23 protein-coding genes and 2 tRNA genes are annotated in these 24936 nt (G+C 43.0%); 15 read left to right on the top strand and 10 right to left on the bottom strand.

What is annotated here, in order from left to right:
- Positions 1-20: 20 nt before the first annotated feature.
- The 7 genes from OCU46_RS09805 to OCU46_RS09835 all read left to right on the top strand — a co-directional run bounded on the left by OCU46_RS09805 (position 21) and on the right by OCU46_RS09835 (position 5465).
- Complete coding sequence (locus OCU46_RS09805; protein ID WP_017028634.1) at positions 21-236, top strand: YejL family protein; 216 nt, start codon at positions 21-23, stop codon at positions 234-236.
- Between the two features lie 25 nt (positions 237-261).
- Positions 262-2061, top strand: a complete 1800-nt coding sequence (locus OCU46_RS09810) for a DUF3413 domain-containing protein (RefSeq protein ID WP_141273411.1) — start codon at positions 262-264, stop codon at positions 2059-2061.
- A gap of 2 nt (positions 2062-2063) precedes the next feature.
- A tRNA-Pro gene (locus OCU46_RS09815) sits at positions 2064-2140 on the top strand.
- A gap of 175 nt (positions 2141-2315) precedes the next feature.
- Positions 2316-2406 (top strand) — tRNA-Ser (locus OCU46_RS09820).
- Positions 2407-2486: 80 nt separating this feature from the next.
- Entirely contained in the window at positions 2487-3770 is a 1284-nt protein-coding gene (locus OCU46_RS09825) for a tyrosine-type recombinase/integrase (RefSeq protein ID WP_141273409.1), read from the top strand.
- Positions 3767-4234, top strand: a complete 468-nt coding sequence (locus tag OCU46_RS09830; RefSeq protein ID WP_141273407.1) for a hypothetical protein — start codon at positions 3767-3769, stop codon at positions 4232-4234. Before OCU46_RS09825 ends, OCU46_RS09830 begins: the two co-directional genes overlap by 4 nt.
- 142 nt (positions 4235-4376) lie before the next feature.
- Entirely contained in the window at positions 4377-5465 is a 1089-nt protein-coding gene (locus OCU46_RS09835; RefSeq protein WP_141273406.1) for a tyrosine-type recombinase/integrase, read from the top strand.
- Positions 5466-5618: 153 nt separating this feature from the next.
- On the opposite strand, the gene OCU46_RS09840 is transcribed toward OCU46_RS09835, so the two are convergent.
- Positions 5619-5939, bottom strand: coding sequence for a hypothetical protein (locus OCU46_RS09840; RefSeq protein WP_141273404.1), 321 nt, complete (start codon positions 5937-5939; stop codon positions 5619-5621).
- 87 nt (positions 5940-6026) lie between these two features.
- A complete protein-coding gene (locus tag OCU46_RS09845; RefSeq protein WP_337972442.1) occupies positions 6027-7043 on the bottom strand; it encodes an integrase domain-containing protein in 1017 nt (338 codons plus the stop codon).
- 1145 nt (positions 7044-8188) lie between these two features.
- On the opposite strand from OCU46_RS09845, the gene OCU46_RS09850 reads away from it, so the two are divergent.
- Complete coding sequence (locus OCU46_RS09850) at positions 8189-8482, top strand: hypothetical protein (RefSeq protein WP_141272646.1); 294 nt, start codon at positions 8189-8191, stop codon at positions 8480-8482.
- A gap of 272 nt (positions 8483-8754) precedes the next feature.
- Positions 8755-8931, top strand: a complete 177-nt coding sequence (locus tag OCU46_RS09855; RefSeq protein WP_167495430.1) for a hypothetical protein — start codon at positions 8755-8757, stop codon at positions 8929-8931.
- A 177-nt stretch (positions 8932-9108) separates the two neighbouring features.
- Here the strand turns inward: OCU46_RS09855 and OCU46_RS09860 are convergent, their stop codons facing one another.
- The 4 genes from OCU46_RS09860 to OCU46_RS09875 form a co-directional block, all read right to left on the bottom strand.
- On the bottom strand, positions 9109-9489 hold the full coding sequence (locus OCU46_RS09860; protein WP_337972443.1) for a hypothetical protein: 381 nt from the start codon (positions 9487-9489) through the stop codon (positions 9109-9111).
- 117 nt (positions 9490-9606) lie between these two features.
- Positions 9607-10791, bottom strand: a complete 1185-nt coding sequence (locus tag OCU46_RS09865; protein WP_141272642.1) for a hypothetical protein — start codon at positions 10789-10791, stop codon at positions 9607-9609.
- A 291-nt stretch (positions 10792-11082) separates the two neighbouring features.
- On the bottom strand, positions 11083-11922 hold the full coding sequence (locus tag OCU46_RS09870; protein ID WP_141272640.1) for a hypothetical protein: 840 nt from the start codon (positions 11920-11922) through the stop codon (positions 11083-11085).
- Between the two features lie 1110 nt (positions 11923-13032).
- Positions 13033-13488 (bottom strand): RidA family protein, encoded by a 456-nt coding sequence (locus tag OCU46_RS09875; RefSeq protein WP_141272638.1) that lies wholly within the window; start codon positions 13486-13488, stop codon positions 13033-13035.
- 360 nt (positions 13489-13848) lie between these two features.
- Here OCU46_RS09875 and OCU46_RS09880 point away from each other — a divergent pair, with 360 nt between their 5' ends.
- Positions 13849-15234, top strand: coding sequence for an aminotransferase class V-fold PLP-dependent enzyme (locus OCU46_RS09880; RefSeq protein ID WP_141272636.1), 1386 nt, complete (start codon positions 13849-13851; stop codon positions 15232-15234).
- 295 nt (positions 15235-15529) lie between these two features.
- Here OCU46_RS09880 and OCU46_RS09885 read toward each other — a convergent pair whose 3' ends face one another.
- From OCU46_RS09885 to OCU46_RS09895, 3 genes are read right to left on the bottom strand one after another with little or no spacing between them, the layout of a single operon-like run.
- Positions 15530-16315: a metal ABC transporter permease gene (locus OCU46_RS09885; protein WP_141272634.1), complete on the bottom strand. Its 786-nt coding sequence runs from the start codon at positions 16313-16315 to the stop codon at positions 15530-15532.
- 3 nt (positions 16316-16318) lie between these two features.
- Positions 16319-17242, bottom strand: a complete 924-nt coding sequence (locus OCU46_RS09890) for a metal ABC transporter solute-binding protein, Zn/Mn family (RefSeq protein ID WP_141272632.1) — start codon at positions 17240-17242, stop codon at positions 16319-16321.
- Complete coding sequence (locus OCU46_RS09895; RefSeq protein WP_244311448.1) at positions 17232-18380, bottom strand: hypothetical protein; 1149 nt, start codon at positions 18378-18380, stop codon at positions 17232-17234. Before OCU46_RS09895 ends, OCU46_RS09890 begins: the two co-directional genes overlap by 11 nt.
- Positions 18381-18647: 267 nt before the next feature.
- Here OCU46_RS09895 and OCU46_RS09900 point away from each other — a divergent pair, with 267 nt between their 5' ends.
- A complete protein-coding gene (locus OCU46_RS09900; protein WP_141272628.1) occupies positions 18648-20315 on the top strand; it encodes an amidohydrolase family protein in 1668 nt (555 codons plus the stop codon).
- Between the two features lie 10 nt (positions 20316-20325).
- Positions 20326-20694, top strand: coding sequence for a hypothetical protein (locus OCU46_RS09905; RefSeq protein WP_167495429.1), 369 nt, complete (start codon positions 20326-20328; stop codon positions 20692-20694).
- 96 nt (positions 20695-20790) lie between these two features.
- On the opposite strand, the gene OCU46_RS09910 is transcribed toward OCU46_RS09905, so the two are convergent.
- Complete coding sequence (locus OCU46_RS09910; RefSeq protein WP_141272624.1) at positions 20791-21702, bottom strand: LysR family transcriptional regulator; 912 nt, start codon at positions 21700-21702, stop codon at positions 20791-20793.
- 227 nt (positions 21703-21929) lie between these two features.
- On the opposite strand from OCU46_RS09910, the gene OCU46_RS09915 reads away from it, so the two are divergent.
- From OCU46_RS09915 to OCU46_RS09925, 3 genes are all read left to right on the top strand, one after another.
- Positions 21930-22673, top strand: coding sequence for a hypothetical protein (locus OCU46_RS09915; protein WP_141272622.1), 744 nt, complete (start codon positions 21930-21932; stop codon positions 22671-22673).
- A 92-nt stretch (positions 22674-22765) separates the two neighbouring features.
- Positions 22766-24001, top strand: a complete 1236-nt coding sequence (locus OCU46_RS09920) for a carbohydrate porin (RefSeq protein ID WP_141272620.1) — start codon at positions 22766-22768, stop codon at positions 23999-24001.
- Between the two features lie 372 nt (positions 24002-24373).
- Positions 24374-24862, top strand: coding sequence for a DUF3299 domain-containing protein (locus OCU46_RS09925; protein ID WP_141272618.1), 489 nt, complete (start codon positions 24374-24376; stop codon positions 24860-24862).
- Positions 24863-24936 lie beyond the last annotated feature (74 nt).

Here is a 24936-nt window from a genome sequence, read left to right on the forward strand (position 1 = left end):
CTATCATTAGCAGAGTAACTATGCCTATTACATCGAAATACAGTGACGAAAAAGTCGAAACCATGTTAGCTGAAATTGCTGCAGTCCTTGAGAAGCACCAATCGACTCCAGAACTGAGCTTGATGTTGGTTGGCAATATCGCGACTAACGTTCTTAACCAGAACGTGGCTAAAGGACAAAGGAAGGCCATCGCCAAAACTTTTTCAGATGCATTAATCGCATCTGTTGAAGACTAATAACTAATAACAAGAACGAACATTCATGGTAGATAGCGGTAATTCTTACGCAGAACGAGTATCGAGACTTGTCAGCTGGGGGCATTGGTTTAGCTTTTTCAATGTCATCGTTGCAATGCTCATTGGTACGCGATACATAGCTGAATCCCCTTGGCCAGATACCCTACTTGGGCAACTGTACCTATTCTCATCTTGGGTAGGCCATTTTGGCTTTTTGGTATTTGGACTCTATGTACTCTGCCTGTTCCCTATAACCTTTATTGTCCCGAACTTTAAACTGTTCAGGATAGTCGGTGTGCTCGCGAGTACGGTTGGGCTGACTGTTTTGTTACTTGATACACAGGCGTATCAAGAGCTTAACCTGCACCTTAACCCTATCGTCTGGGAACTGTTGTTAAGTGACGATAAGAATGCCATTAATGCAAAATGGCAAACGCTGTTCGTTCTTGTGCCCATCATTTTCTTTGTGCAACTCGCTCTAGCTGAGTGGGTTTGGCGCAAGCAAAGAAAACTGTCTCATAAGCGCATCGGGCGCCCAATTGCAGTAGTATTCTTTGTCGGCTTTATTTTCAGCCACCTAATTTATATCTGGGCTGATGCCACCTTCTATAACCCTATTACGAATCAACGTGCTAATTTCCCGTTATCGTACCCTATGACCGCTAAAACCTTTTTAGAGCGTCAGGGTTGGTTCGATAGAGAAGAATATCAAGAACGTATTGAACGCGGTGAAGCAAATACCGAAGTACTGACTTACCCTCTAGAAACCTTGAAGGTTAATAAGAGCAAGAGTAAGAACTACAACCTATTGATGATTGTGGTTGAAGATTTACGTGCAGATAGCGTGAATCCTGAAACTATGCCTGCTCTGAGTGAATTTGCTGCACAGAACCAAAATTTCAGTCACCATTACAGCTCTGGTAACGACAACTCGGCTTCGTTTGGCTTGTTTTATGGCATCCCTGCGACGTACGCTGCCAATGTTCGACACCACGAGACTCAGCCTCTATTTGTAGAGCAGCTTCAATATCGCAACTACGATATGGGTTTCTTTAGTGGCAACGACTTCTCATCGAACATTTATGACGATGTCATCTTAAGTGGCTTAGACGATAGCCTAACTGAGCAGATCAGCAAGTCAGATAAAGCCGCTGTGGCCAACTGGCAACAGTGGCTTGGTAACGAAGGTAATAAGAACTGGTTTAGCCTACTTCATCTCACGCAGATGCAGCAATTTGAAGACCATGTCAAAGAGGCATCAGGCAAAGATGCTGGAGCTGTTCTTCGTCAGGCCTACAACACCACAGCTAGCAAAATTGATACATCAATCGAACAAGCACTTGCTACGTTGCGAGACAAAGAATTGTTGGACAACACTATTGTCGTGATTACTTCAGATCATGGTTGGGAATTCAACGAAACCAATACCAACAGTTGGGGCTCGAACAGCAACTATAGTAAGTACCAATTGCGAGTGCCAATGGTAGTGCATTGGCCGAACAAGCCAGCAAAAGAGTGGGATCACGTATCAAGTCACTTTGATTTGTCAGTCACTCTAATGCAAGACCTGCTTGGTGTAACCTCTAATCCTGCAGACTTCAGTAGCGGCCAGAATCTATTCAATAGTAAAAAGCGTCGCTGGACAATGGCTGGAGACGCTCGTGAGTTTGCTCTGATTTCTCCTAATGAAATCACCGTTTTAGATCGATACGGCAACTATAAAGTGTTTGATCATAACTACCGTAGACTGCGCGATGCTAAACCAAAACTGTCCGTTATTATGCAAGGATTGTCAGAAACCAAGCGTTTCTACGAACAGCAATAACTCGGACTGTAGCGCAGCTTGGTAGCGCATCCGCCTGGGGGGCGGGGGGTCGCAGGTTCAAATCCTGTCAGTCCGACCACAAAATACCGAAGGGAGCCTATGGCTCCCTTACTTTTTTGAACACGTTTTAAACCAAAACAACTAAGTGACTTATCTCCCCCTAACTTATTGTTCAAAATGCAATCACTTAGACCTTTTCTACTAAATTTAGTATTTACAAAGGTTTTTAATCTCTATATTATTCTTCCCGCAACGGAGAGATGGCTGAGTGGTCGAAAGCACCGGTCTTGAAAACCGGCAACCGTTAATAGCGGTTCTAGGGTTCAAATCCCTATCTCTCCGCCATATCTAAGCCCCTGATTTATCAGGGGCTTTTTGCATTTAAGGAACTAGGGAGTCACTTCAAAACCAATGAGGTGAGTCAATTGTATGTTTATAAACATCCCAATTCGGTGTACTACACCCGAATCTGCACCCCGAAGAAGCTAGTTAAACTGGGCTTTCCATTCGATTTTAAGATAAGTCTTCGCACTAAAAATCGTCCTGTCGCACTCAGAAGAAACTTGGTCGTTGCACCAATTGTCATCCAGTCCCTAGATAAATGGGCAGAGATTGATGCGTTTACGCCCGATGTAATCGACGATTACAAAGCCGCGTTGCTTCAATCTATCAGTGACACTTGGCTTTCAATAGAAGCAGGGCATCCTGCCCACGCCTATAATCCTCGAACACACAAATCTTCGCAAAATGGTATTCAGCCACTTTCGAAAAAGAAAGCGCCCTTACACCGTTGGTTAGCTGAGTTTATTCATTCGAAGAAACAGCAGAATATTACTGCGCTAACTGTCCATCAATTGAACCAACGAATCTCTCATTTCATTGCTTTCTATGACAAGCAATCAAACTCAGCAATGAGTTCAGCTTTATTAATGGCGTATGTTGACCATTTAAACAGTCAAAAACGAAGCCCAAAGACCAACAAGGAATTTCTGGCCGCTATTAAGCAGTTTTTTAAGTGGCTAGAAGCGGTTCAAGAAATCCCCAGTAACCCTGCTAAGCAAATGACAGCCACCTTTAGAACCCACCAACATGCTTCAGAGGAACGACTACGATGGAGTAAAGACGAGCTAGAGCACCTCTTTAATCATCATGAATTCAAACAGAGCTGCCCGAGTGTACAATGGGTTTCACTATTGCAACTCTATATGGGATTGAGACCATCAGAGGCCTGTCAATTAAGAGTTAGCGACATCTCGATATCCACTCCTATCCCATCAGTTTCTATTACCGATAAAGGAACGAGTCAGCGTGTTAAAAATAAGCACGCCATACGCACTGTCCCCATCCATCCTCAACTTATTGAGTTGGGCTTTCTCAATTTCGTCACGGCACAACAGCGCAATCAGTTATTCAAGTTCAAACCCTTAGGTGAGAATCAAGATTGGTCGAAAGCTTACCGTACTCAATTTGCACGCCTACAAAACAAATTAGGGATGAAAGCCCATAAAAGGCCTACCTGTTACGGCTTCAGACACACCTTTATCGACACCTTGAAGCAAAAAGGAGTGGAGGAAGTCAGAGTGGCTGAGGTTGTCGGTCATGCCAATCACAACATGACCTATGGCCGTTATGGCAAACGCCTAAATCTATTCGCCATGCTCGACATTGTGAGTCAATTTACTCTTTCAGGTGAGGAGAACCAACTATGAACTATCATACTTCGGAGTCCATTAACGCCCTCCACGGCTACCTCCAAGAAGAGACCTGTAATGAGTTCTTGGACTTAAGCCCTTGGCTTAATCAAGGTTGGCCATATGACGAGTTAAAATTAACGGTTTTGCTACTTCGTCGACTTAGTGAATTTCCCAGCATCACACCGTCAGAGCTTTTGTCTGAAGGGTTTTCTCCTTCATTGCTTAAGAAAACTGTACCGCTTCTATCCGATGAACTTGCACCTCTATTGGATCCACCCCCTTCGCAAGCATCGCTTAATCACTTGTATGACCAAAGTCTTCCTATGATGAAGATCGTCAATGGTGGGGGCTATTCCCTTCATCGATTGAACGCTAAATGGATGCGGGTGACATCGAGCTCAGGAAGAAAGGAATTGGAGAGGATGATGCTCAAAAGAAACAATCAAGTCGTAGGTTGGGTACTGATGCCACATGTTTAACGCCAAAGCGCCTTATCTAGGCGCTTTTTTAGTGTAAGGCCCTAGGTGGAAAATGTTCGACCAGTAAAAAAGCGCAACACGTTATTTTTTTGAATTTAGCTGACGTTCAGCAGAGAGGCTAACAAGAATAAGGAGCCTCTCAATGAACTCTAACACCCCATGTACCCTATCTAAATACACTGCTCTTGTCTTAAACCAAGGCATTCAAAACCATGCAGAAACCACCAATGACGCTTCGCGCTCTATGCTCAATGTCATTACAAAAGCGCTGTCTTCATACTCCTTCCCAGACATCCGCCATTCCGATATCCAGGGCGTCATTACGACTTGGCAGGTTGAAGGTAAATCAAACAAAACGATCTCTAACTATCTCGCGCCCATGCGTAAGATATTCAAGACAGCAACGCAAGACGGTGTATTTGAAATAAACCCAATGGAAGGGATTCAAAACCCAAAGCAAACCAAAGAGAATACCTACGCTCAAGCCCGCAAAAACATCGACCCTTATAGTGTTCCTGAAATATCTCAAATCGAGTCAGCACAAACTCCATGCACTTCAGGTCAAGTAATGACGTTGCTGGAGATACGCTCAGGCTTAAGGCCTGAAGAAGGGGTGTGCGCCCACTGGGAGGCCATTGATTGGGATGCAGGGACCTATACCGTTTCTATCGTAAAGCCTAAATCAGAGTATCGCTGCGCAAAAACTACCAATGGACATAGAAAAATAGAGCTTGATAGCACAACAATGACAATGCTTCGTACTCACTACCAATGCACCGGACACCTAGAGGTAATTACTATCTCTGTTGTCGGAAGGGATAATCGAACCCGTGAAGAGGTCACCATCACGCCAATGTTCATTCGAGCGAAGACGGGGCAACCTTACAAAAACCCAAAAGATTTTTTGCAAGCCTACCTAACTCCGCTACTTAAAGACTGGAGTATCAGAGAGCGAGGCGTAACGCAATGCCGTAAAACCTATGCGTGTCACGCTTTGTCTGCAGGTGTGCCCATCAAATGGCTAGCGGATAAATTAGGCCATGCTGATACACTCACCCTTGAAAGGCATTATGCTAAGTGGATACCCAAAGATGGTGACATTAAGCCCACCGAGATGATTGAACAACGTCTAGATAAGAACCATCGACTGCAAATGCAATCTCAATCTGTAGCTTCAGTGCCAGTGTACAAACGTCTATTTCAGCGTATCAAAGCGGTCTTTGCCAAGTAAAACCTCGAGTAGGATGAGATATTGAACGACAATGCTCCTATGATTCCTATGTGAGGTTAAGTCAGACTTCTTAAAACCTAACAGGGTTGCTAACTTGGCTGAACAAACAAAAAACGAGCTTATACTTAAAGTGTGTAAGCTCGTTTTCTATGTTTAGGCGATTTCTGTCCTCACTCCACCCGTTGGTTTTGGTAACGGAACCTTGATTGACAAATTGGCCTGCTCTACAAAATAGACCAGCACTCGATACTTTTCTTTACGCACTGTCTGTGACTCATGCTCAGTTCGACGCCAATACCCAATCAAATGCTTGCGCCCAACTCGCTCTAGTTGTTCCCCTAGGTTCTTCTCATGCTTAAACACATCATCGAATATCTCTATCAGTCGCTTGACCTGTTTTTGCCGATAAGCAATCCCAGGCTTTTTGTAGTGACGCATCACCGCGTGTATCTGCCGCACCGTATTTGAGTTCATACTTCACTCCTCATTGATTAAATAAAGAGGTACATAAAACGCTAAGCACCCGGCATAAGGTCACGGTTTTTGTTTGTGCAGACACGCTTACCCTACATACGCATTGCTGATGCTCAGGCGGTGATGCCCTAGAAGCTTAGAAAGGGCCAGTCGCGCCACCTTATCGCGTGTTATCGCTTCTGAAACGCTGATATTAAGCTGCTCGGCGAGATACTGGTGATGAGCCTTGCCATGCTCTACTTGTGCTTGAACCGGAGGCAATGCTCCAACGTGGCTTTTGTAGTACTCACATGCATAGTGTTTACGCTCACCGTGCGTACGATATCCGCAGTCAATGCGCTGGTGCTCTCGCCAGACGGCAGTTTGAAACGCTTTGAAGCTCATAGAAGTCGGCGTGAGATTATCATGTCCGGTTTGGTATTGAAGCTTCGCGCCTCGCTCTAATGCCTTTCGTTGGCTGGTTGTATCACAAGGCACATTGCGTGGTTGTCCACCTTTAGTGCCACGCTCAATCACTATTTCAGCATTTACCTGCATCTGCTCTAAAGCCTTATTGCAATCCAATAAGGACGCTTCTCGCATTCGCAAACCAAAAGCGCGTTGCAGTTGGGCCAATACGGCAACCGGTTCACTCGCATTGGATACGATATAGTGATGCTCCGCTGAGCTCGTAGAACCGTCAACGGTGGCTATGCCCGTTTTAGAGGGGTAATCCAACTCTTTGGTTGCCAATACTTTGACAGCCTCGTCGCCCCTTGCCTGAGCTAAGCAAACATTCACGTGGCTTAGATAATCTCTGGCAGAGGCAGAGCTGAAAGTGGATTCGGATTCAAAGCGCTCTCGGAGATGCTCACCAAATTGCAGTACATGAGTTTTCTCAATCTGCTTAAGACGTTTAATGTCAGTATTTTCTTTTAGAAAAGCTGAGAACGCGCGGCAGGCAGGGAGCCTTGCTAAGTGTGTATTGTTTTTCACCCCACCGAGCTGCTCAAGTGAGGCGTTAATCAAGCATTTGTCTATCTGTCTCGAACCCAATCCAAAGTTAGGCTTGGTAAAGTTCCGAACACCACTTAAACGGTGCCCGCTGTATTTGGTTTTACGCATAGTTAAACTCCTATTCACTGTTCGTTTAACTAGTGTCAGCTCAATCCTAGTAGGTTGTCTGTTTGCAGTTTTTTAAGGTTCAACATAGCGGTTGATGCGCAGAAGAGTTTCACTTCTGTATCGATAAATGATTTACGCCTGTTTAAAACTGAATGCTTCTCCCTTTGGGAGTCAGTGGCCTTATTGCATGCTCATTCAGTGATGGGGGTAACCGCTCCCTTCTACTTTAAGGTCGTGGGCAGTGTTGCAGCCTCGGTTAGATAGACAGTGTTGTTGGCATCAACAAACGGCTTATTGCATCCTCTGTCTATGTGCTATGTCCTGTGAAGTTAACGAACTCTCTCTTGGTGGCATTGCGATAATAACGCCGAGCTATTGCTGCTTATCATCGCTCCAAGTCTCTGTTTACGTGCCGTCACTTCCGAAAACTTTTTCTCGTCATGTCAGTGCGTGCTTGCAGTATAAGGGCTGAGGCCCGCTATGGCACTTCGTCTAATTTCTTGTCAGTAATTAGACGAAGTGTTGACTCCCTGTCTATTGCACATCTGGCTCGTCATTACTGACTCGCCCACTCACATCAATCAAAAATTTTCTGTTAGTTTTATTTTGTCGCTCAGAGTTCCCTACTTTGCCACTTGGCTTGTGCGTTATTCGCATTTCAATGTGCACTCTTGCACCATCACTGAGAGTAGGAAAAATCTGTGCCCAAGAAGATTGTGTTGAAGTTTTATCGCGCGGGATGATGATTGAAGTCGCTGAGTGTCTTTGAAAAGAAAAACAACGTTTTCCATTGCGTCATATTCGAAAAAAGAAAAGCCACTTCGAAATGAAGTGGCTCATAACAAGACAGAACTAACACTGCCTATTTTAAGAGGTGAATGGCGACGCAGAAGGATGGGACTATCTTGTGAGTGACACTCGCTTTTCACTTCTGCATCGCCTTTCCCTGAAATAGGCACAGTCATTACCTCACAACATAGCGTTACGCTTTTTTCTTTTTCAAACATCTACGAATAAGGAAGCGGCTCTATGTGAGTACACAATTAAACACTGACTCTCTCATCTTTCACTTCAACTCTCCCTACCTCTTATGACTGCAAACCGCAGCACATTCACTTCGTTTAACCACAGGTAGGGATATCACAATGAATCAAAATACACAGGCAACCACGCCTGAGCATGCCAGCACATCAGATAATGGCACTACGCAAGAAACACTGAACAAGGTTCAGTATCATTTACACCAAGTAATGGCACCGAACTGGCAAAGTGGGTACGTCACGAAAGACATCATGTACCAATTGATCAGTCATCGAATGGGGTATGAGTTCAGTATCGAAAACGTATCTAGCGTTGAGGAGGGGCGAGTAGCATATCGATGGGCTCTGTACTTCAACAAGATGTTTGAAGCTGAGCGCCAAGTGATGCGCAACTGGTAAAAAAAATTCACGCAGAGGCATCGCTTTTGCGTGAATTTTTATTTGGACGCAGTGGGTGGAGCAATGCCCATACACTTTCTCAGTTTAAGGACTCTCGAAGAGACACTTCTGGCAAGCCTTCATTCCTTTTGCCGGCCACACATCCACGTCATTCACCCCTTTATCATAAAAGAAGCACAACACTAAAATCATGACTTCAAATTTGCCTTACCTCATGTGTCGCCCACTTCAGGGCTACGTACTGTGATTGAATAAAAAATAAGGTAGATATCATGACAAAAATCGAACTGCTCCTCCTCATAGACGCACTTGAAAACGAGATACGCTTCATTGAGGATGGAACTGAAGAACTAAGAGAACGTGTGCGTGAATTACGAGTAAAGTTTTATCAAGAACATGGTTTAAGTAACGATAAGAAAGAGGGAGCATCGATTGTACGTTCAAACTAGAACGCTGACTTAACGTCGACATTCACCTTTCACGTTCATCGAGAGTGAACAAAAGCCTACCAGATATAAACTGGTAGGCTTTTTTAGGCTATATGGAATTCATCACCAGACCGATACTCAGTCAAATTAAACAGTAGGTCTGACAATCAACTACATAGAGCTGTGTTTTTTCTCAAATCAAGATTCTACTTCTTTAAAAGGCACCTTGATTCGACCATCTTGCGTCTCTAGGTCAATGATTGAAACACGTGCACCCAGAGCGCTATCAGTTTGCTGTTCAATTAAGTGATTCAGCACACCTTGAGCATAAAAGTTGTGTTGTTTGTGAGCTATAAGTGCTAGATGGTAAATACTGCCACTGCTTTGTGGAAATACACAGATGTCACCTTCCATAAAGGTAGAGTCTAAGTCGTCTGCACCAGAGCTGAGTCTCCATTTATCTGGGTCAGCAAAACCACCCACCCAACTGCCAAAAACCTGATAAAAATGTGGTTGCCCTGGGGGCTCAACCTTGAGAATGCACCATCCTTCAGGCTCATAGATTCGTTCCATCTTCATACTCTCACTTAATACCAAACACACCCCAAGTCTATCCGGTAAAAAGACAAAAATAGTCGCTAAATAAGATTATATTCACCAATGCTAAGCAACGCACTACTCATTATAAAGTCCTCTTTACCAGTGTTGTCCCTGTCGACCGTCCCATCCAAATCTCTTCCACCACCCTTGTTCAGGATTACCAAGCAGTGCGTTAACATCAAACTCAATTTCGCTCCAGTCATCCCTGAGAAACATCACTGAACTCTCTGGCTTTCTGATGAACTCCGCATATTTTGTAGATTCAATGAGATTGTTAATATGTGTGTTCGGCACCAAAGCATTGACCACTTGAACCACTGATACAGAAGGCCTAAATTGTAACCACCATGAAGGAATGCCATTCTTTGGCAGGTCAATCAAAGAAACGTAGTCTTCGAAGCGTGAAGCAAGAGGAATTTTAGCAAGACTGTATGGTGAACGGCATGACAAACCACCATCCGGTCCCCCGCCAGTGTCACTGAGGAAAGAGCCAGATTCACAACCTTCTGTACGAAAAGTAAGGTAGTCATCGCCAATTACGTACTCGACTGTTTTTACAGTTTCGCCGTAACGAATGCTACTAGGATAATACGCTTTAATAGATACCAGTTCTTTGTCATCAAAAACCATTTTCACTGACGACTTGTAACGAGGCTGAGTCGTACCTTGAGTATCGTATTCCCACCCCATATCACCGTACATGAAATTGTATACCTCGCTATCAGATAACAGGTCTGTAAGACCATTACAGCTATTTGAGGAGTACATTGTGCTTCCTTTGGCATTGATTCGATAAATAAAGTTGTTTTCGATACCCGAAGGTTGATTACCATATACAGGGTTACTTACTGGGTTATTGCCATATACTTGGTTGCCATTTGAGCAATGTGAGATCTCCTCAATGGTTCTTGGTGTTTCTGATCCATATTTAGGCTCTGGAGTGACTTGAGCAGGCAGAGAAGGTTCTGGGTAATCCAACTTGGGCGTCAACTGCAGTATCTCAGGAGTATCCCTCCCATACACAGGCTCAGGAACCCTGTTCACTGCGAGAGCAGGCTTTGGGTAATCTAATGAAGGCTCAACTTGCTGCATCTTTGGTATCGCATTGCCATAAATAGGCTCTGGCACCTTTTCTTCGCGTAATGGTGGGGATAGCATTTCGGGAAGCGTTGGCACAGACTGAAGGATTTGTTCGTCCTTAACGGTGGAAGAATCACTACTGCCGCCGCCACACCCGACTAGGACGACAGTAGTCAAGATTGGTATTATGTATGCTTTCATGTCGTTACCTAAAGCTAATTAAAGGATGAATGCAGCTGGATTGGCGCTTATGAAGATCTTGCTGCACTATCAACAGTTCTACCCTCATGCTCGTCACCAAAACTTGGATTATTAATCTCATGTGACACTGCCAATTAGGTGAAATTTTTATGGTTTGGGGGGCAAATAGGTGCCTTGTTTTCCGGTATGTCTAGTGAAGATTTCTACCAAGACTTTTATAAGCCTGAAAGATCATTGCTTTCATATCTATTGATTTCACCGCGCGCCGATCTTAGCCTTTACCCCACGAAATTAAATAGACTTAAATTTGTCAGCCATTCTCTGCGTATCATGGTTCAAGTGAGTCAACATCAACTGATTTATTGGTTCAAATCTCTCTACGTGGTAAGGCGTGTTCATCCATTGCTGTAGACGGGTGTAAGAGAAAGGATCAAACCCTTCGCCTCTAACATGATCTGAATAGTAAATTAATAGGCCTGGTCGCATAGGGTTAAATGCAATTTCTAGCTCTAGATACTGCCTAGCATTCGAACGTAAAGTCGCATTTGCTATTGGTGTATATACACTATGGCTATATGGACCAACATATACCAATACATCACTAATAACTGATTTGTATTCGAGTACTTCCTGGCCTTGCCCATTAGTATAATTAGTTAGAACTTCACCTATGCCGACAGCTAGATCCTTACATGTATTTCTTCCTACTTCCCAATATGCTGGATCGGTGTAGTTACTCTCGACTCCATAAGTAAGCTCAGTCCCATTAAACATACAATGATTAGGGTCTAATGCTTCATCTACGTCTGTGGGTGACATATCTGCATAAGGACCATTGTCTTCAACAAAGTTTGCCGGTTTTAGTGCTTGGGCTACATCTGTGGGTGACATATCTGAATATGGGCCATGGTCTTCCGTAAAGGCACTCGGCTTGTTTTCTTGAGCAGTATCAATCGGTGACAGCACATGTTTTTCTTCCGAATTTACTGGGTTACCCGTTTCAGTATTTCCTAGTGTAACTTCGCCTAACTCTGACTTATCGAAAGATTTTTCAGGCCCAGTCGAACTCTCTCCGCCGCAAGCCGTCAAAATCACTGACAAAGTCAGTATAAAAAGCCATCTGATATTCACTGTAAACCCCTAATCTTTTTGCACAAACGTGACATTCTGTTGCGCATACTGTGACATATGCGCGCTATTGGGTAACATATGAAATATAAGGTTTAATATTTACTCACCCGCATATATTGCAATTGATTGGGATACATCGCTTTGTAACTTTGCTTAATCAACATGCTTCATAACCTAAATTATCTAGATAATTCAGAATAGATTTTCTTTGACATTTGGCTGAAGGGTCACTAATGTCAATTATGTCAGTCAATCGAAGTTGACTCTAAGGCTTCTAAAATTTGAATCCCTAACTAATCAAGGGGTTATAGATAAGGAGCAGAAATAGGTAGTTTTCAAATCCCTATCTCTCCGTCACATTTAAAGCCCTGATTTATCAGGGCTTTTTTCGTTTTTGAATCCCTGAAAACGCTCTAGTGAGTCAATCAGGTGAGTCAATGTATCTATTCAAAAGCCGTTACTAAATATGCTTCATCAGGGTTTGTACCTTTATTGCCCTTATTCCTCATATCTTCCTGTTCGATTTCAAACTTAGCCTTAACTCAAAAACTCCGGCTATTGCCATTAAGCGAAGTGCGCCAATCCCCATGACCGCTGTGAGTCCATATAGCCTTGAATTTGCCTATATAGATAACGAGACAAAGACATTTCTATACTTGGCTGTCTGAGTTAATAGGTATGGTGTTTAGCGATGAAGTCGATCATAAAGTACAGACTAAAAAAGCTCATAACATAAATAGCAAGGGTGAGATGTTTAGTTACCTCTTGCTTAGGTACGTGCAGTCGACGAACGATTGTTGAGAGCAATAATAGGCCCTCTATTACAATCAACTGAGTATTTCTGACAACGTGGTAACCGATAGCCAATACTTTAAATGTTCATATGGCGAGCTAGGGATATTTCCCTATTCATAGATAGGTATATGGTGCAATTAGGTGGAACAAACTAGGGGCTCCTCCCCTTTAGTTTCTTTTAAATTGAAAACCTTTACGTCAACGAAACTGCACTTTAAGTGTCGAGCGGGGAAAGAGGTTGCGCTGGTTCAGCTGTAAGATAGAAGAAACGAGTCTCAGTCATTAGAAACGCTTACTGAGACTCGCACTATTGATCTACTTTTTAATTGCTATCGCTTCTATTTCAATTCCTACATCTCTAGGTAGTCTTGCAACTTCGACTGTAGAGCGAGTCGGATAGTTTTTTACGTTGTGGCTGTCGAAAAATTCGCCATAGACCTCGTTCACCTTAGCGAAATCATTAAGGTCTTTAACAAACACTGTCATCTTAACGATGTGTTCAGGTGTTAGCCCCGCCTGTTCAATAACAGCTCTAACATTCTCTAAAGACTGCTTTGTTTGCTCTTTGATATCATCAGAGACTTCACCTGTCGCTGGGTTTACAGGGATTTGTCCCGACGTAATCACCACCCCACCTAGATCAATGCCCTGCACATATGGACCAATCGCTGCAGGCGCCTGATCAGAGTGAAGTACCACACTGCTAGCCAATACATTGAGGCTAGATAATGATAATACAGTTGTAACAATTAGACTCTTTAGCTTTTTCATTTTTAATGCTCCTTAAGAATTTAATTTATTGTTAGCACAGTTATTATTTATCTTCATAGACTTTTTCTTCTTACTAAACTAGTGCGTAAATTTTATTTTGGTGCATAATAAAACAAAAATTTAACATTCAAATCACCATACTGGTGAAGATAAATATCCGTTAAATGAAAATTAATAATTAACGTAATACTAATTGAAGTATCTTGTAATTAATTCACAATTTCGATGGTTATATCGTGCACCATTTTAAATCAAATTATTTACATTTTGTAATAAAAAAATCAAGATGAATTATTCCTATTGATCTATTTGTTTTTGCATATAAATATACATGTAGATATATAAAAAGGAGTTTATGATATGAAAGATAAAAGCATTGAATCTACAAATAGACGCAGCTTTATAAAAAAAGGCATTGGTTTTTCTGCTGCCACAGTAACAAGTAGTTTATTTGTGTCTAAGAGCGTAGTTGCTGATGCATACCTAGAAAACTATGCGGATCTAGATCAATGGTATTCTGGTGAAGATTACTGGAAAGAAATCAGAAAAATGTTTGTTCTTGAAAAAGACAGCGTCTATATGAACATTGGCACCACGGGTTCTATGCCACGTTCAGTACTGAAGGAATACTCTCAAAATAATAAACTAGTAGCCACAACGCCTTGGGGTAACGGTGGTTTATCAACAGTAAATAATATGGCTAAAAGTATCGCTTCGGGATTTGGTGCCGAAGAGGATGAGATAGTGCTTAGCCGTAATACCACGGATGGTATGTGCAGTATTATTAGCGGGCTTAACTTTAAACATGGTGATGTTATCCTCACGACTCACCAAGAGCACAATGGCGGTTTGTCTCCATTACACGTTGCCGTAGAACGATGTGGCGCTGAATTAGTCGAAGTAGATATGCCTGTATACACCGGCAAAAATAAACTCAAAGCCAACGATATTATCAAAGCATTCAGAAAAGCTCTGCAAAGTCATAGTAACGTTAAGCTGATGGTTTTCTCCCATATTCCTTATGTCAGCGGTGTGACACTACCTGCGAAAGAGCTTTGTGACCTGGCGAAAAAGCATAATGTGCCTACGTTAATAGATGGCGCGCATACCATTGGCATGATGAACCTCAACTTCAAAGATATTGATTGCGACTTCTACGCAGGTTCTGGTCACAAATGGCAATGTGGTCCTGGTGCATCGGGTATCCTTTATGTCAGGGATAATGCGTCGCGCCTTAAAGAGTATTGGAGCGATAGAGAGCATGTGTTTTGGCCCGTCAACTCATCATCTGCCAATTCAACAACGGCCACTATACAGTCCCAGTTGCAAGGAATAGGTAATGACAATATACCTGCTAAGCAAGCACTGACCGACAGTTGCTTCTTATGGGGTGAAATTGGGCGACAAAAAATAGAAGACCGAGTGCTTGAGCTTTCTAGTTTATGTAAAGAGCAACTTACAGAAGCATTTCCTGATGCTTATTATTTCGCTCCAAATGACAAAGACCTATTAAGCGGTATCACAACTATCAACCCATTTAATCTTGACGATATCGAACTGTTAACTATATTCAGAGATCGATTACGTGATGAACTTGGATTTACAATACGAACAACCAGCTTCAGGCTATATCAATCAGATACTGAGCAATCACATGCATTAAGAATTTCAACGCACTTATTCCATTCTAAGTCCGATGTAATAAGACTCGTGCAAGCAATGAAACAAGTTTACATTGGCATGTAGAATAACAATTATTATGAGCCAATGATTTGATACTCACATTGGCTCAATAAATATAACCAGTCTGTTCTTCTCTATATTTAATTATATTGAAGAAATTAGTTCTATCTCTTTAATATATCTACTCAGAGCTTTAAAGAATGGTCTTCAATCTCTGTAATGGTATTATCACGCCACCAGCAAGGCCTAATATATTCACTGTATACAAGACAAAAGCCGCAAAGCCAGTGTTCTTTTGCTGGATATGCGGCTTTATCTATTGAGGCGACAACCAAGGTATTCTGTTACTTTTATTCAATTAATCTGTGGCTGGCCATGATTTATTCAACACTGGTGAGGAGAGCAAACTAAATAGCATGCCTGTAATAAACAAGCAGATCACAATACTCGCCCCACTAGGTAAATCATAATGGGCCGATACCGCAAGCCCAGATAATATACCAACAATGCCAATACTGATGCTGGCGATAAAGAATCGTGGCCCTTTTAAGGTCGCAGCGCACAATGCAGGGATCACCAATAAAGCAAACTCTAGGTATATGCCGGTTAACTTCACCGTAATTGGCATCAAGATCGCAAAGATAAGATAGAAGCCACTCCCCGTCATAAACTGAGGTTTATACCAAACCAGCAACAGCATCGCTGCGGTGATAAATGCCAAAGGCCAAACATCACCCCAGGTTGACCACAGCAGTTGCCCATTAAGAATACCTTGAATGAAGTCTGCGCCATGGGGATCTTTACTCACTAACAATATCGCTAGCGAAGCCGATACCACGAACAGACTGCCAATCATGGGTTCTAGGTGTTGTTGATAGCGTTTCTCCATTAAAGCAATCAGGCCACATAGCAGTAATGACAATATCCAAGGCCCTGCCATCTCACCAAAAAATGAACCTGAAAACAGAGAGTATTGACTCAACCAATAGTGACTTAATGCTGCGCCTAATGCAGCAACTTGTGCAACAGCCAAATCGATGAAAATAATCTGACGCTTTAGCACCTGCTGTCCTAGCACGATGTTGCCAACTAGAGCAATCAAACCACATATCACTGCCGGCAACAGCCACGCATAATCAGTCATGACCTAGCTTTGCTCCGAAGAAGGCGCTAACGCTCTCAACAAATCATCAATCACTTTATCGTACATCACATCAAGAGTTTCATCGTCTGTCACCGTCAATGGTAACTCAATAACAGGCTTCCCTGTGCGCTGTTGAAGCCAATTTGCTGGACGCTGATCTTGATGAGGCGAGTAGACAATTGCATCAAAGGCATCAGGATTCAGTTTTGTCAGCGACTGCAGATGCGAAGTTGTTGGTGATATGCCAGGTTTAGGCTCTAAGTCAGCAATTTGCTCCATCTCTAACCAATCGTAAAGGTAGCGATAAGTTTCGTGATAACCGACTATTTGCTTACCTTTCAATGGTGCCGCTTTTTCATTCCACTCATTCAGTTTATTACGCCAGTGCGCTCGAAACTTCATACCTTGAAATTGATAACTTTGCGCATTATCTGGGTCAATCATTTTCAAACGCTCAGTCATCGCAAGTGAAAGCGGGATCATGTCATTTGCTGCAAATTGCACATGGGGATTCCCATGAGCATGGATATCGCCTTGACTGCGGTCAACGTGATCATGAGTGTCTAACATACGCACAAAATCAGCGGCGTAAATCATAGTTGCCGTACCGTTTTGAACAGCAGCATTACTACTTCGAGCCTGTAGCATGGGTAGCCAGCCTACTTCTAGTTCGGCTCCCGAACACATTGCTAGGTCCGCTTGACGCATCTTCGCAATCAAAGATGGGCGAGCCTGCACATAATGCGGGTCCTGCTTGGCAGTTGTCGCAGAATAGATCGTTGCATCGGGAGCATGAGCTTCTAGAAAGGCTTTCCATTCAGGTTCACAAACAAAAATATCTAGGGCCATAGCCGGTGCAGAGATGGTAGCGGCCCCCACCGCCACCATCACCAATGGACACTTTATTAAATTTTTCTTAGAACGCATGGGCGCCATGTGCTCCAAATGTCATAACATACTGCAGAGTAAATACGTTGTCTGTTTCTCGGCTTTGGTTATCAACGCGAGTGTATTGGGCACGAATTGTACCGAAATGAGATGAATCCCAAGCCACCATAGCATCTAGCTCTTTATCATTAAGCGCGATGAAGTGCATATGATCACCATGAGCATGTCCATCATAACTTTCGGCCTCACCGTAACGCACGCCAGCTGACCAACTTGGACTCCAACGGTAAACACCCGACACATAGTAAGCACTCAAGTTATCTGGAGCGTCAGCATCATCTTTGTATTTGCTATCCACGACACCATCTAACAACATGTATTCTGCAGATAGCGTTAAATTGCTGTATTTGTAGTTGCCATTTGGCGCCCATTTCCACACAAAATCTGCGCCGTATAAGTTAGAGCCTGTCACCGCAGCTGCGTGGCTATGGTCATGATCGTGCTCATTGGCGTGTATGTGGTCATGGTCGTCAAACTCACTCGCCTTGCCATTTTCGTTACGTAAGTAGCTCAAACCAAACTGCCAGCTCGAAGACTCGGAAAAATCGTGGCCAAGTTTTAAGGTCGTGGTATACACGCCAACTGTCGAGGCATCATCGACCGAAGACATTTTGCTGCCACTAAGCGCCTCAACACCAAATTTCACGTACAGATCTGTTGGCAATACAATGTTCGCACGCACACCATCATCGTAATAATGGGAACCTAGGAAAGTGCGGTAAGCAATAGGTCTCTCAACGAAACTATCTGTATGCATATGTTGGTTGTTCAGGTAACCAAAATCAGACAAGAATCGACCTGCACGTACATTAAAGCCGTAAGGTAAAGCCAAGGTTTCGATAAACGCTTCCTCTAGCATCAATTCTGTTTCATCACCGTGGCTTTCAAGAACAGCAGTTAAAGCACCGTAAAATTTGTCATCGATGTTAGATGACATGTTCAACTCAGTATGACCAAGGCCAAAGCCCTCTTCACGCTCAGAGTTGTTGCGTTGACCGTCTTGATAATAGCCATCCAATACCACTCCAATTTGAGGGTTTGAAAGCACATCGGCATAAACTGGGGTAATAACAACACTACCAATGGCTAACGTGGCCAATTTCTTATTTACAAACACTAAGTATTCCTTCTTTTTCATGTTACGACTGCAAAACGGGCGCTATGTTATATCATATCATTTGTAAATGAAAGGCAGTGCATATGATATTTTTCCGAGGGCCATTCGTCGCATTGAATCATACGAAAGGAAGTTTTGTATAGCTATATAGTGTCTATAATGAAAGCATATTGATAGATAAAGACGCAGTTGTGCCACTGATTCTCTGATTGGCAAAGGTCTTTGGATATTGACTTCTACTATTTTAACTAAGCGTTGAGACACCTAATGAAATCGTTTAAAAATCCTAGCATCAGAACATTGATCGCCGTAACTTTGAGTCTCTCCAGTGCAGGGGTGCTAGCTTCTGATTATGACCTGATCATTGAAAACGGTCGCGTAATGGACCCTGAGACCATGTTGGATGCAGTTTTGAACGTTGGTATAAAAGATGGGCGTATTGCGATTATTACCGCAGACAAATTGACAGGTGAGAAGGTCATAGATGCAAGCAATCATGTCGTTGCACCTGGTTTTATCGATACTCACTTTCATTCCCTCGATGGCCTTTCGATCAAGCTTGCAGCCATGGATGGGGTTACAACGGGTATGGACCTTGAAATCGGTGCCACGCGAGTTGCAGAATGGTATGACGCTAAGGCAGGGGCTTGGCCATTAAACTATGGCACTGGTATCAGTCAGGAAGCGGCACGCTTAGAAGTATTGGATCCAGAGGTAAAAATAGACCGTGCTTACGATGCTCCAGATATTTTAAGCAAGCTACGTACTGAAGCAGCAAAAGATGGTGTTAGCGGCTGGTCAGACACAAAAGCCAACACTGAACAAATGAATCAGATCCTATCTATTCTTGATCAAGGCTTCAAAGAGGGTGCTATTAATCTTGCATCAACGACGGCCTATATGCGTAATGGCTTAACGTCGTTTGAAATGTATGAATCCCAAAAAGTTGCTGCAAACTGGGGACGCTTTACAGCATCACATACTCGTTATCATGGTAATCCTGTCGATCCAGAGGGCCAGTTAGGCTTTGATGAAGTATTCGCCAATGCCGTAGCTCTTAACGCTGGTCTATTAATGCTCCACAACAATGAGTTTGGTTGGTGGGAAGTTGAAGACAAGCTGAAGAAAGCACGTGAGCAAGGCATGAATATGTGGTCAGAATACTACCCTTATGACGCTGCTTCGACGGCGATCGGATCTTCTTTCCTAATCCCAGAAAGCGTCGAAGGGATGTTTGGCTATAAATACGAAGACATCATGTACGATCCACAACAAGATAAATACTTAACCAAAGAAGAATACCAAGAGATGGCGGCCAAAGATCCTGGTCATTTGGTTGTTATCTTTAGCCCACCACGTAAAGATTGGCTCAAGTACTTTCTGAAAATTCCACATATGACCGTGGCGGCAGATTCAATTTACTCAGGCTTAGGTGTCGACTCTTGGGATGTTGACCCATCTGAATACAAAGGACACCCGAGAACTGCGGGAACACGAGGTAAAGTATTCGCGATGGCACGCGAGGAAGGAGTACCACTGATGTTCACACTTGCACAAATGGCCTATTGGCCAGCCAAACATTTGGGTGATGCTGGGCTTGAATCTATGCAAGAGCGTGGTCGTATGCAAGAAGGTATGGTCGCTGATATTACTATTTTTGATCCTGAGAACGTGAAAGACAACGCAATCTACAAAGCGGGTGAACAAGGTAAACCAACGTCAGGCATCTCTTACGTTATCGTAAATGGGCAAAAAGTTGTCGATAATGGCGAGTTTAAAAAGGTCTGGGCGGGCCAACCTATTCGCTATACCCCTGAAGATAAAGGTCGTTTTAAAGGCATTGATAAAGCAAGTTACCTACAGAACATAACTGTCCCGGCCTTTACTGCTACTCAGTCTGGAGCTGATGGCAACCCAACATTTAAGCAGAAATAGCGAGACAGATATGCGTATCTTCAAGGGTTTTCTAACATGTTCGTTGATCTTTGCTAGCGCTGCCAATGCAGCTTCGCTTGAAGCGCTAGCAAATGAAGTGACGCCACTTCCATCTTATGGAGCAAAAGCAAAATCAACCGTAATTAGGGACAGTAAGCCCGATGGATTATCTAAATTTGCTTACGATGTAGGGCTAGATGTATCAAGGCTATCAGATAGCCAGCTAGTTGAAATTGCTGCAGATTTTGGTGATAAACCTTCATGGTCTTTTTGCGATCAACATCAAGATGTCGAGATAGTCATGAATGCCAATAGCCTTTGGGAACGCACCAAACTCATGAAACTGCAGAGGTCAACAAACATAACGATAGTGCATTAAGCACTACTGTTTAAAAACCTTAAAGACACAGCCACCTGTCTCTAATCGAAATAGAAACAGGCGGCTTTTCACTTTGCTCTATAAACTCTAAACAGCCTAGAGTGAGAAATCTTCCAAGATATGATGAATATAGTTTTCCAATGCCGTCATGATAGATCCTCTTATTTGAACAACTTGGCTGGAGTGAGGGCTCCAAAGAGAAATCGGAATTTCTAAGCTTTTTCTAACCTCATCAACCTCGAGTGGTACTAAGTTTTGTTGGACATACTCAGAGTAAATGACCGAGCGAGGTAATAACGACCAACCGTGCCCGAGTTGAACAAGTTTAATCACAACCGAAAGCTGGTCTATGGCTTCAAAGTTAGGTGATAATATCACCTTATCTCCTAGCCCTTCGTCAATAAGTGATTGCAAGACAAGTTGCTTAGACATTTTTAATTTAGACAGCATCATCTTTGGTGGTGTATTTGCAAGTTCACCACCTTTGCACGCAAATGGGATCAAGGATAACGTTTCTAGGTAGGTGGTGTGAAAACTGTTTATCGCTTTACTGTCATAGGTATTCACCAGACCAAAGTGAAGTTCACCGGATTCAATACCTTTCTTAATCTCCTCTTTCCCTTTTACAAATAAATTTACCGATAAATTAGGGAAGTCCTTGGCTAACTGCATTCTAATATCGGCAATACCTAGTTGTGGCAGAAAGCTACAGTACCCAATATTTATCGCTTCTAGTTCTCCTTGAGAAAGACTAATTGCAAGCTTATTAAAGGATCTCACTTGTTCAATAGCCTGCTTGGCGTAACGATAGAGTAAGTTAGCCTCGGTGGTTGGTTCAACAGAACGGCCGATTCGGTCGAACAGTGTGACCATTAGAATATCTTCTAAATTAACCACAACCTGCCCCACCGTGCTTCTATGTTTATTCAATTTGACTGCTGCTTTACTAAACGATTTCTGTTCATACACCGCAACAAAGGTGTTGAGTTGTTCTAGGCTAAAGTTCATGTATTCCCTTACCAGTGGTGCATAACCACAATTAATTATAATCGCTCCGCTAGCTCGATACTCGCAGTTGCATTACAAAGCACCTTTAAGCATTAATAAACGAAATCAAGAGAATGATAGAACAAAAACAGAATTTGTCCAGTTTGATCATACAAATGTAAGTTAGAGAAAAATCACCTCCAACCTATCATGGCGCCATAAATCGAAGAGCCATTTTGGAGATGACAATGTCAATCAAGAACACTATTTCATTCACTGCGCTAACTACGCTCATTTTAGCCAGCACGTCACTTTACGCCGAAGAAGACCATGACCCATCCGATGTAGCGAGAGCAACGACCTCTTTTACTGTTGGGGCGACAAACCAAGGTGATGTTAAGGGCTTCTTAACCTATGGCTTTGGAGTTACGGATACCCAGCAAGGCATGGTTGCTGTAGAGGCGAATATGAATAAAGAAGGAAAATATAACGACTCTCGAGTGCAATATTTCCATGTCTTTAACTTTGACAACCCTACCGTACCGAAAGTCGCCGTCTCTCTTGATGTGGTTGACAATGCTTCATTAACAACAGCGGCGCTAGGTCCTGTTATTGCCGTTACCCCAACGGAGCAATTTTCAATGTATTTCAGAGGTGCTGTTTTAGGTGGTGCATATAGTGATGCGGCAACCCGCCAATTTGGAGTCAGTGATGACTCTGCAGTAGGTGGTATGGCAGCAGCTTACTTTACCGTTAAGACAGGCAAAGATGGCACTTATATCACGTTAACTCCGGAGTACACTTACGTAGATGGCGATATTGAAACCAGCTCGCTAAAGTCCTCCCTGCGTATTGGTACACCTATGAATTCAGCAAAAAATCACTGGGGTGAATTTAGACTTGAGAATACCTACGGCCATTTGGAATCAGCTTCACTAAAACAGGATATTGACGATACAGTCGCTTGGTTTATGTTCAAGTCATTTTTCTAAAAGCCTTTACCAGACATAATTTCCCAGCATATTTTGATTCCCCGCCATTAAGAGTCTGTCTTGTGGCGGTGAATAGATTTACAGAGTACCCCATGAAAATACTACCCAAATTTTCTCTTGTGACTTTCATGATGATGTCACTTTCTTGTCAAGCCATGGCAATGGAGCACCATGATGAGCGTGGAGAAGTCATTGCTGAGCCGTCTCATTTTGAATCTTGGACTGAAACCAAACAACGTTGGCAAGAAGAACATGGATTACAGTTAGGCATGGACTACAACATGCTAGGTTTAACTGCGACAGATGCTCTTGGAGAATCATCAGCCGCCTCCGGAGCACTGCGAGTCTATGGTCAATGGGATATGGTTCATACACAATCAGGATCCACTGGTGGCATCGTATTCAAGTTTGAACATCGCCATAAATACACAGACTCTTCACCGAAAGAATTTGGTATAAAAGATCTGGGTTACATTGGTTTTGTCCACTCTTTATATGGTGACCAAGGCTTTAGAACCACCCATCTGTTCTGGCGTCAATCTATGTTGGACGACCGTATGGTTGCATACGCAGGCTTTCTTGATATGACAGACTATACCGACTTTTACGCACTGGCGAATCCATGGACAGACTTTAATAACAGCGTCTTTACTACCGGCAATGGCACCATTGGTGGACTTCCAGATGGCGCATTGGGTGTCATGTTAGGTGGCTTTATAACGGACAGCGTTTACGCATCTGCGAGTATTCTGGATGCAAAAGGTAATGCTTCAGATCTTGGCCAAGGTGTGCGAGACCTATTTGACAGCAACGCCACTTGGAAAAGCCTAGAGATAGGCTACACACCATCAAAAGAGTTGTTATTTATCAATAATGCCCATGTCACTGTGTGGCAGCGTGATGCGGTAGAGGATGATAAAGAAGGTTATGGTGTTAGTGCCTCAATATCAGGCTTAATCGATGGCCAGTGGTTACCTTTCTTAAGAGGTGGTTGGGCAAAAGATGCAGGAGCGCTGTACGACGCCTCGGTCAGCGCGGGTTTTGGTTACATACCAAGTCTTCGTAATCAAGATATGATGGGATTTGCAGTGAACTGGGCAAGTCCAATGGCAAGTACATTTGCTGGGGTTGATTTTGATGACCAATATACTGCAGAGCTTTATTATCGAGCGCAAATCACTCCTTGGTTACAGTTATCTCCAAGTGTACAAGTCATGAACCATACCGCCATCAATGTTAACGCCATTGAATCGGGTGATATGATAAATGCATTGATCAAAGATAAAACAGATGTTGTGTTTGGTCTTAAGGCACGTTTTGCGTTTTAGTATGGATTGTCGAAATAGTCGCGTTACATGACTTTCATTAGTCTAATGCAGACTAGAGGCCTAGTTACTTTTATAGTTCCAATTCGATTTAATGAGCCAGTCAAAGATAGACTGGCTCAAAGCAAATCAATCATTCGACTCCCATACCTATTTTCGTTCTCTTGTACCAACCCATCTCGTCACAACTGAATGAACCCATAGATTTCCTTTCCAACTCAAAATCACCCAAAAAGACAATTTCGCTAATCTGGCTGATACAACCGACACCACTTTGTCCAGTTCAGTCCAACAAAAGCAATTATCGACTTATTTAATACTCGCATACTATTTAGTCCATCGACTCATTGACCTATTTACCGGTGGACCCCATTTATGCGCAGCTTTTATTTGTCTTTCATGATTATTGGTTTTGCGTTCATTAATTCTGCATCAGCCTCAACTGAACAGAATTTTGAATGGATTGACCTCATTCCTCTTCATGAGAGACAACGCTTTTTTGACGGGCAGCAGATGAATATTGATCATACTGGGCCAGCGTTAGAACAGAACACGGTAGGTACAGTAAGAACAGAATTAGACGGTCAGAAGATAACAATTCCGGGTTTTGTTATCCCTTTAGAAGGGACCGAAATGAACGTCACCGAGTTTCTACTTGTTCCTTACTTTGGTGCGTGCATCCATGTTCCACCACCACCACCTAATCAAATCATCTACGTGAAATATCCAGCGGGTGCTCCCATGACCAAACTATGGGATGTCGTTTATGTCACAGGAGAGATCGAGATAGAGACAGTATCAACCGACCTAGCTGAAACTGGTTATTTACTCAATGCCGTAGCCGTCACTGACTATCAAGAATAAATATTTCAAACCACTGAATACCGCGAGTGAAAGCTACTTTCAATTCTAATTCGCAAACTATCAACACACTTATT

The sequence above is a fragment of the Vibrio comitans genome, assembly GCA_024346835.1.
GTDB classification, from domain to species: Bacteria; Pseudomonadota; Gammaproteobacteria; order Enterobacterales; family Vibrionaceae; genus Vibrio; species Vibrio comitans.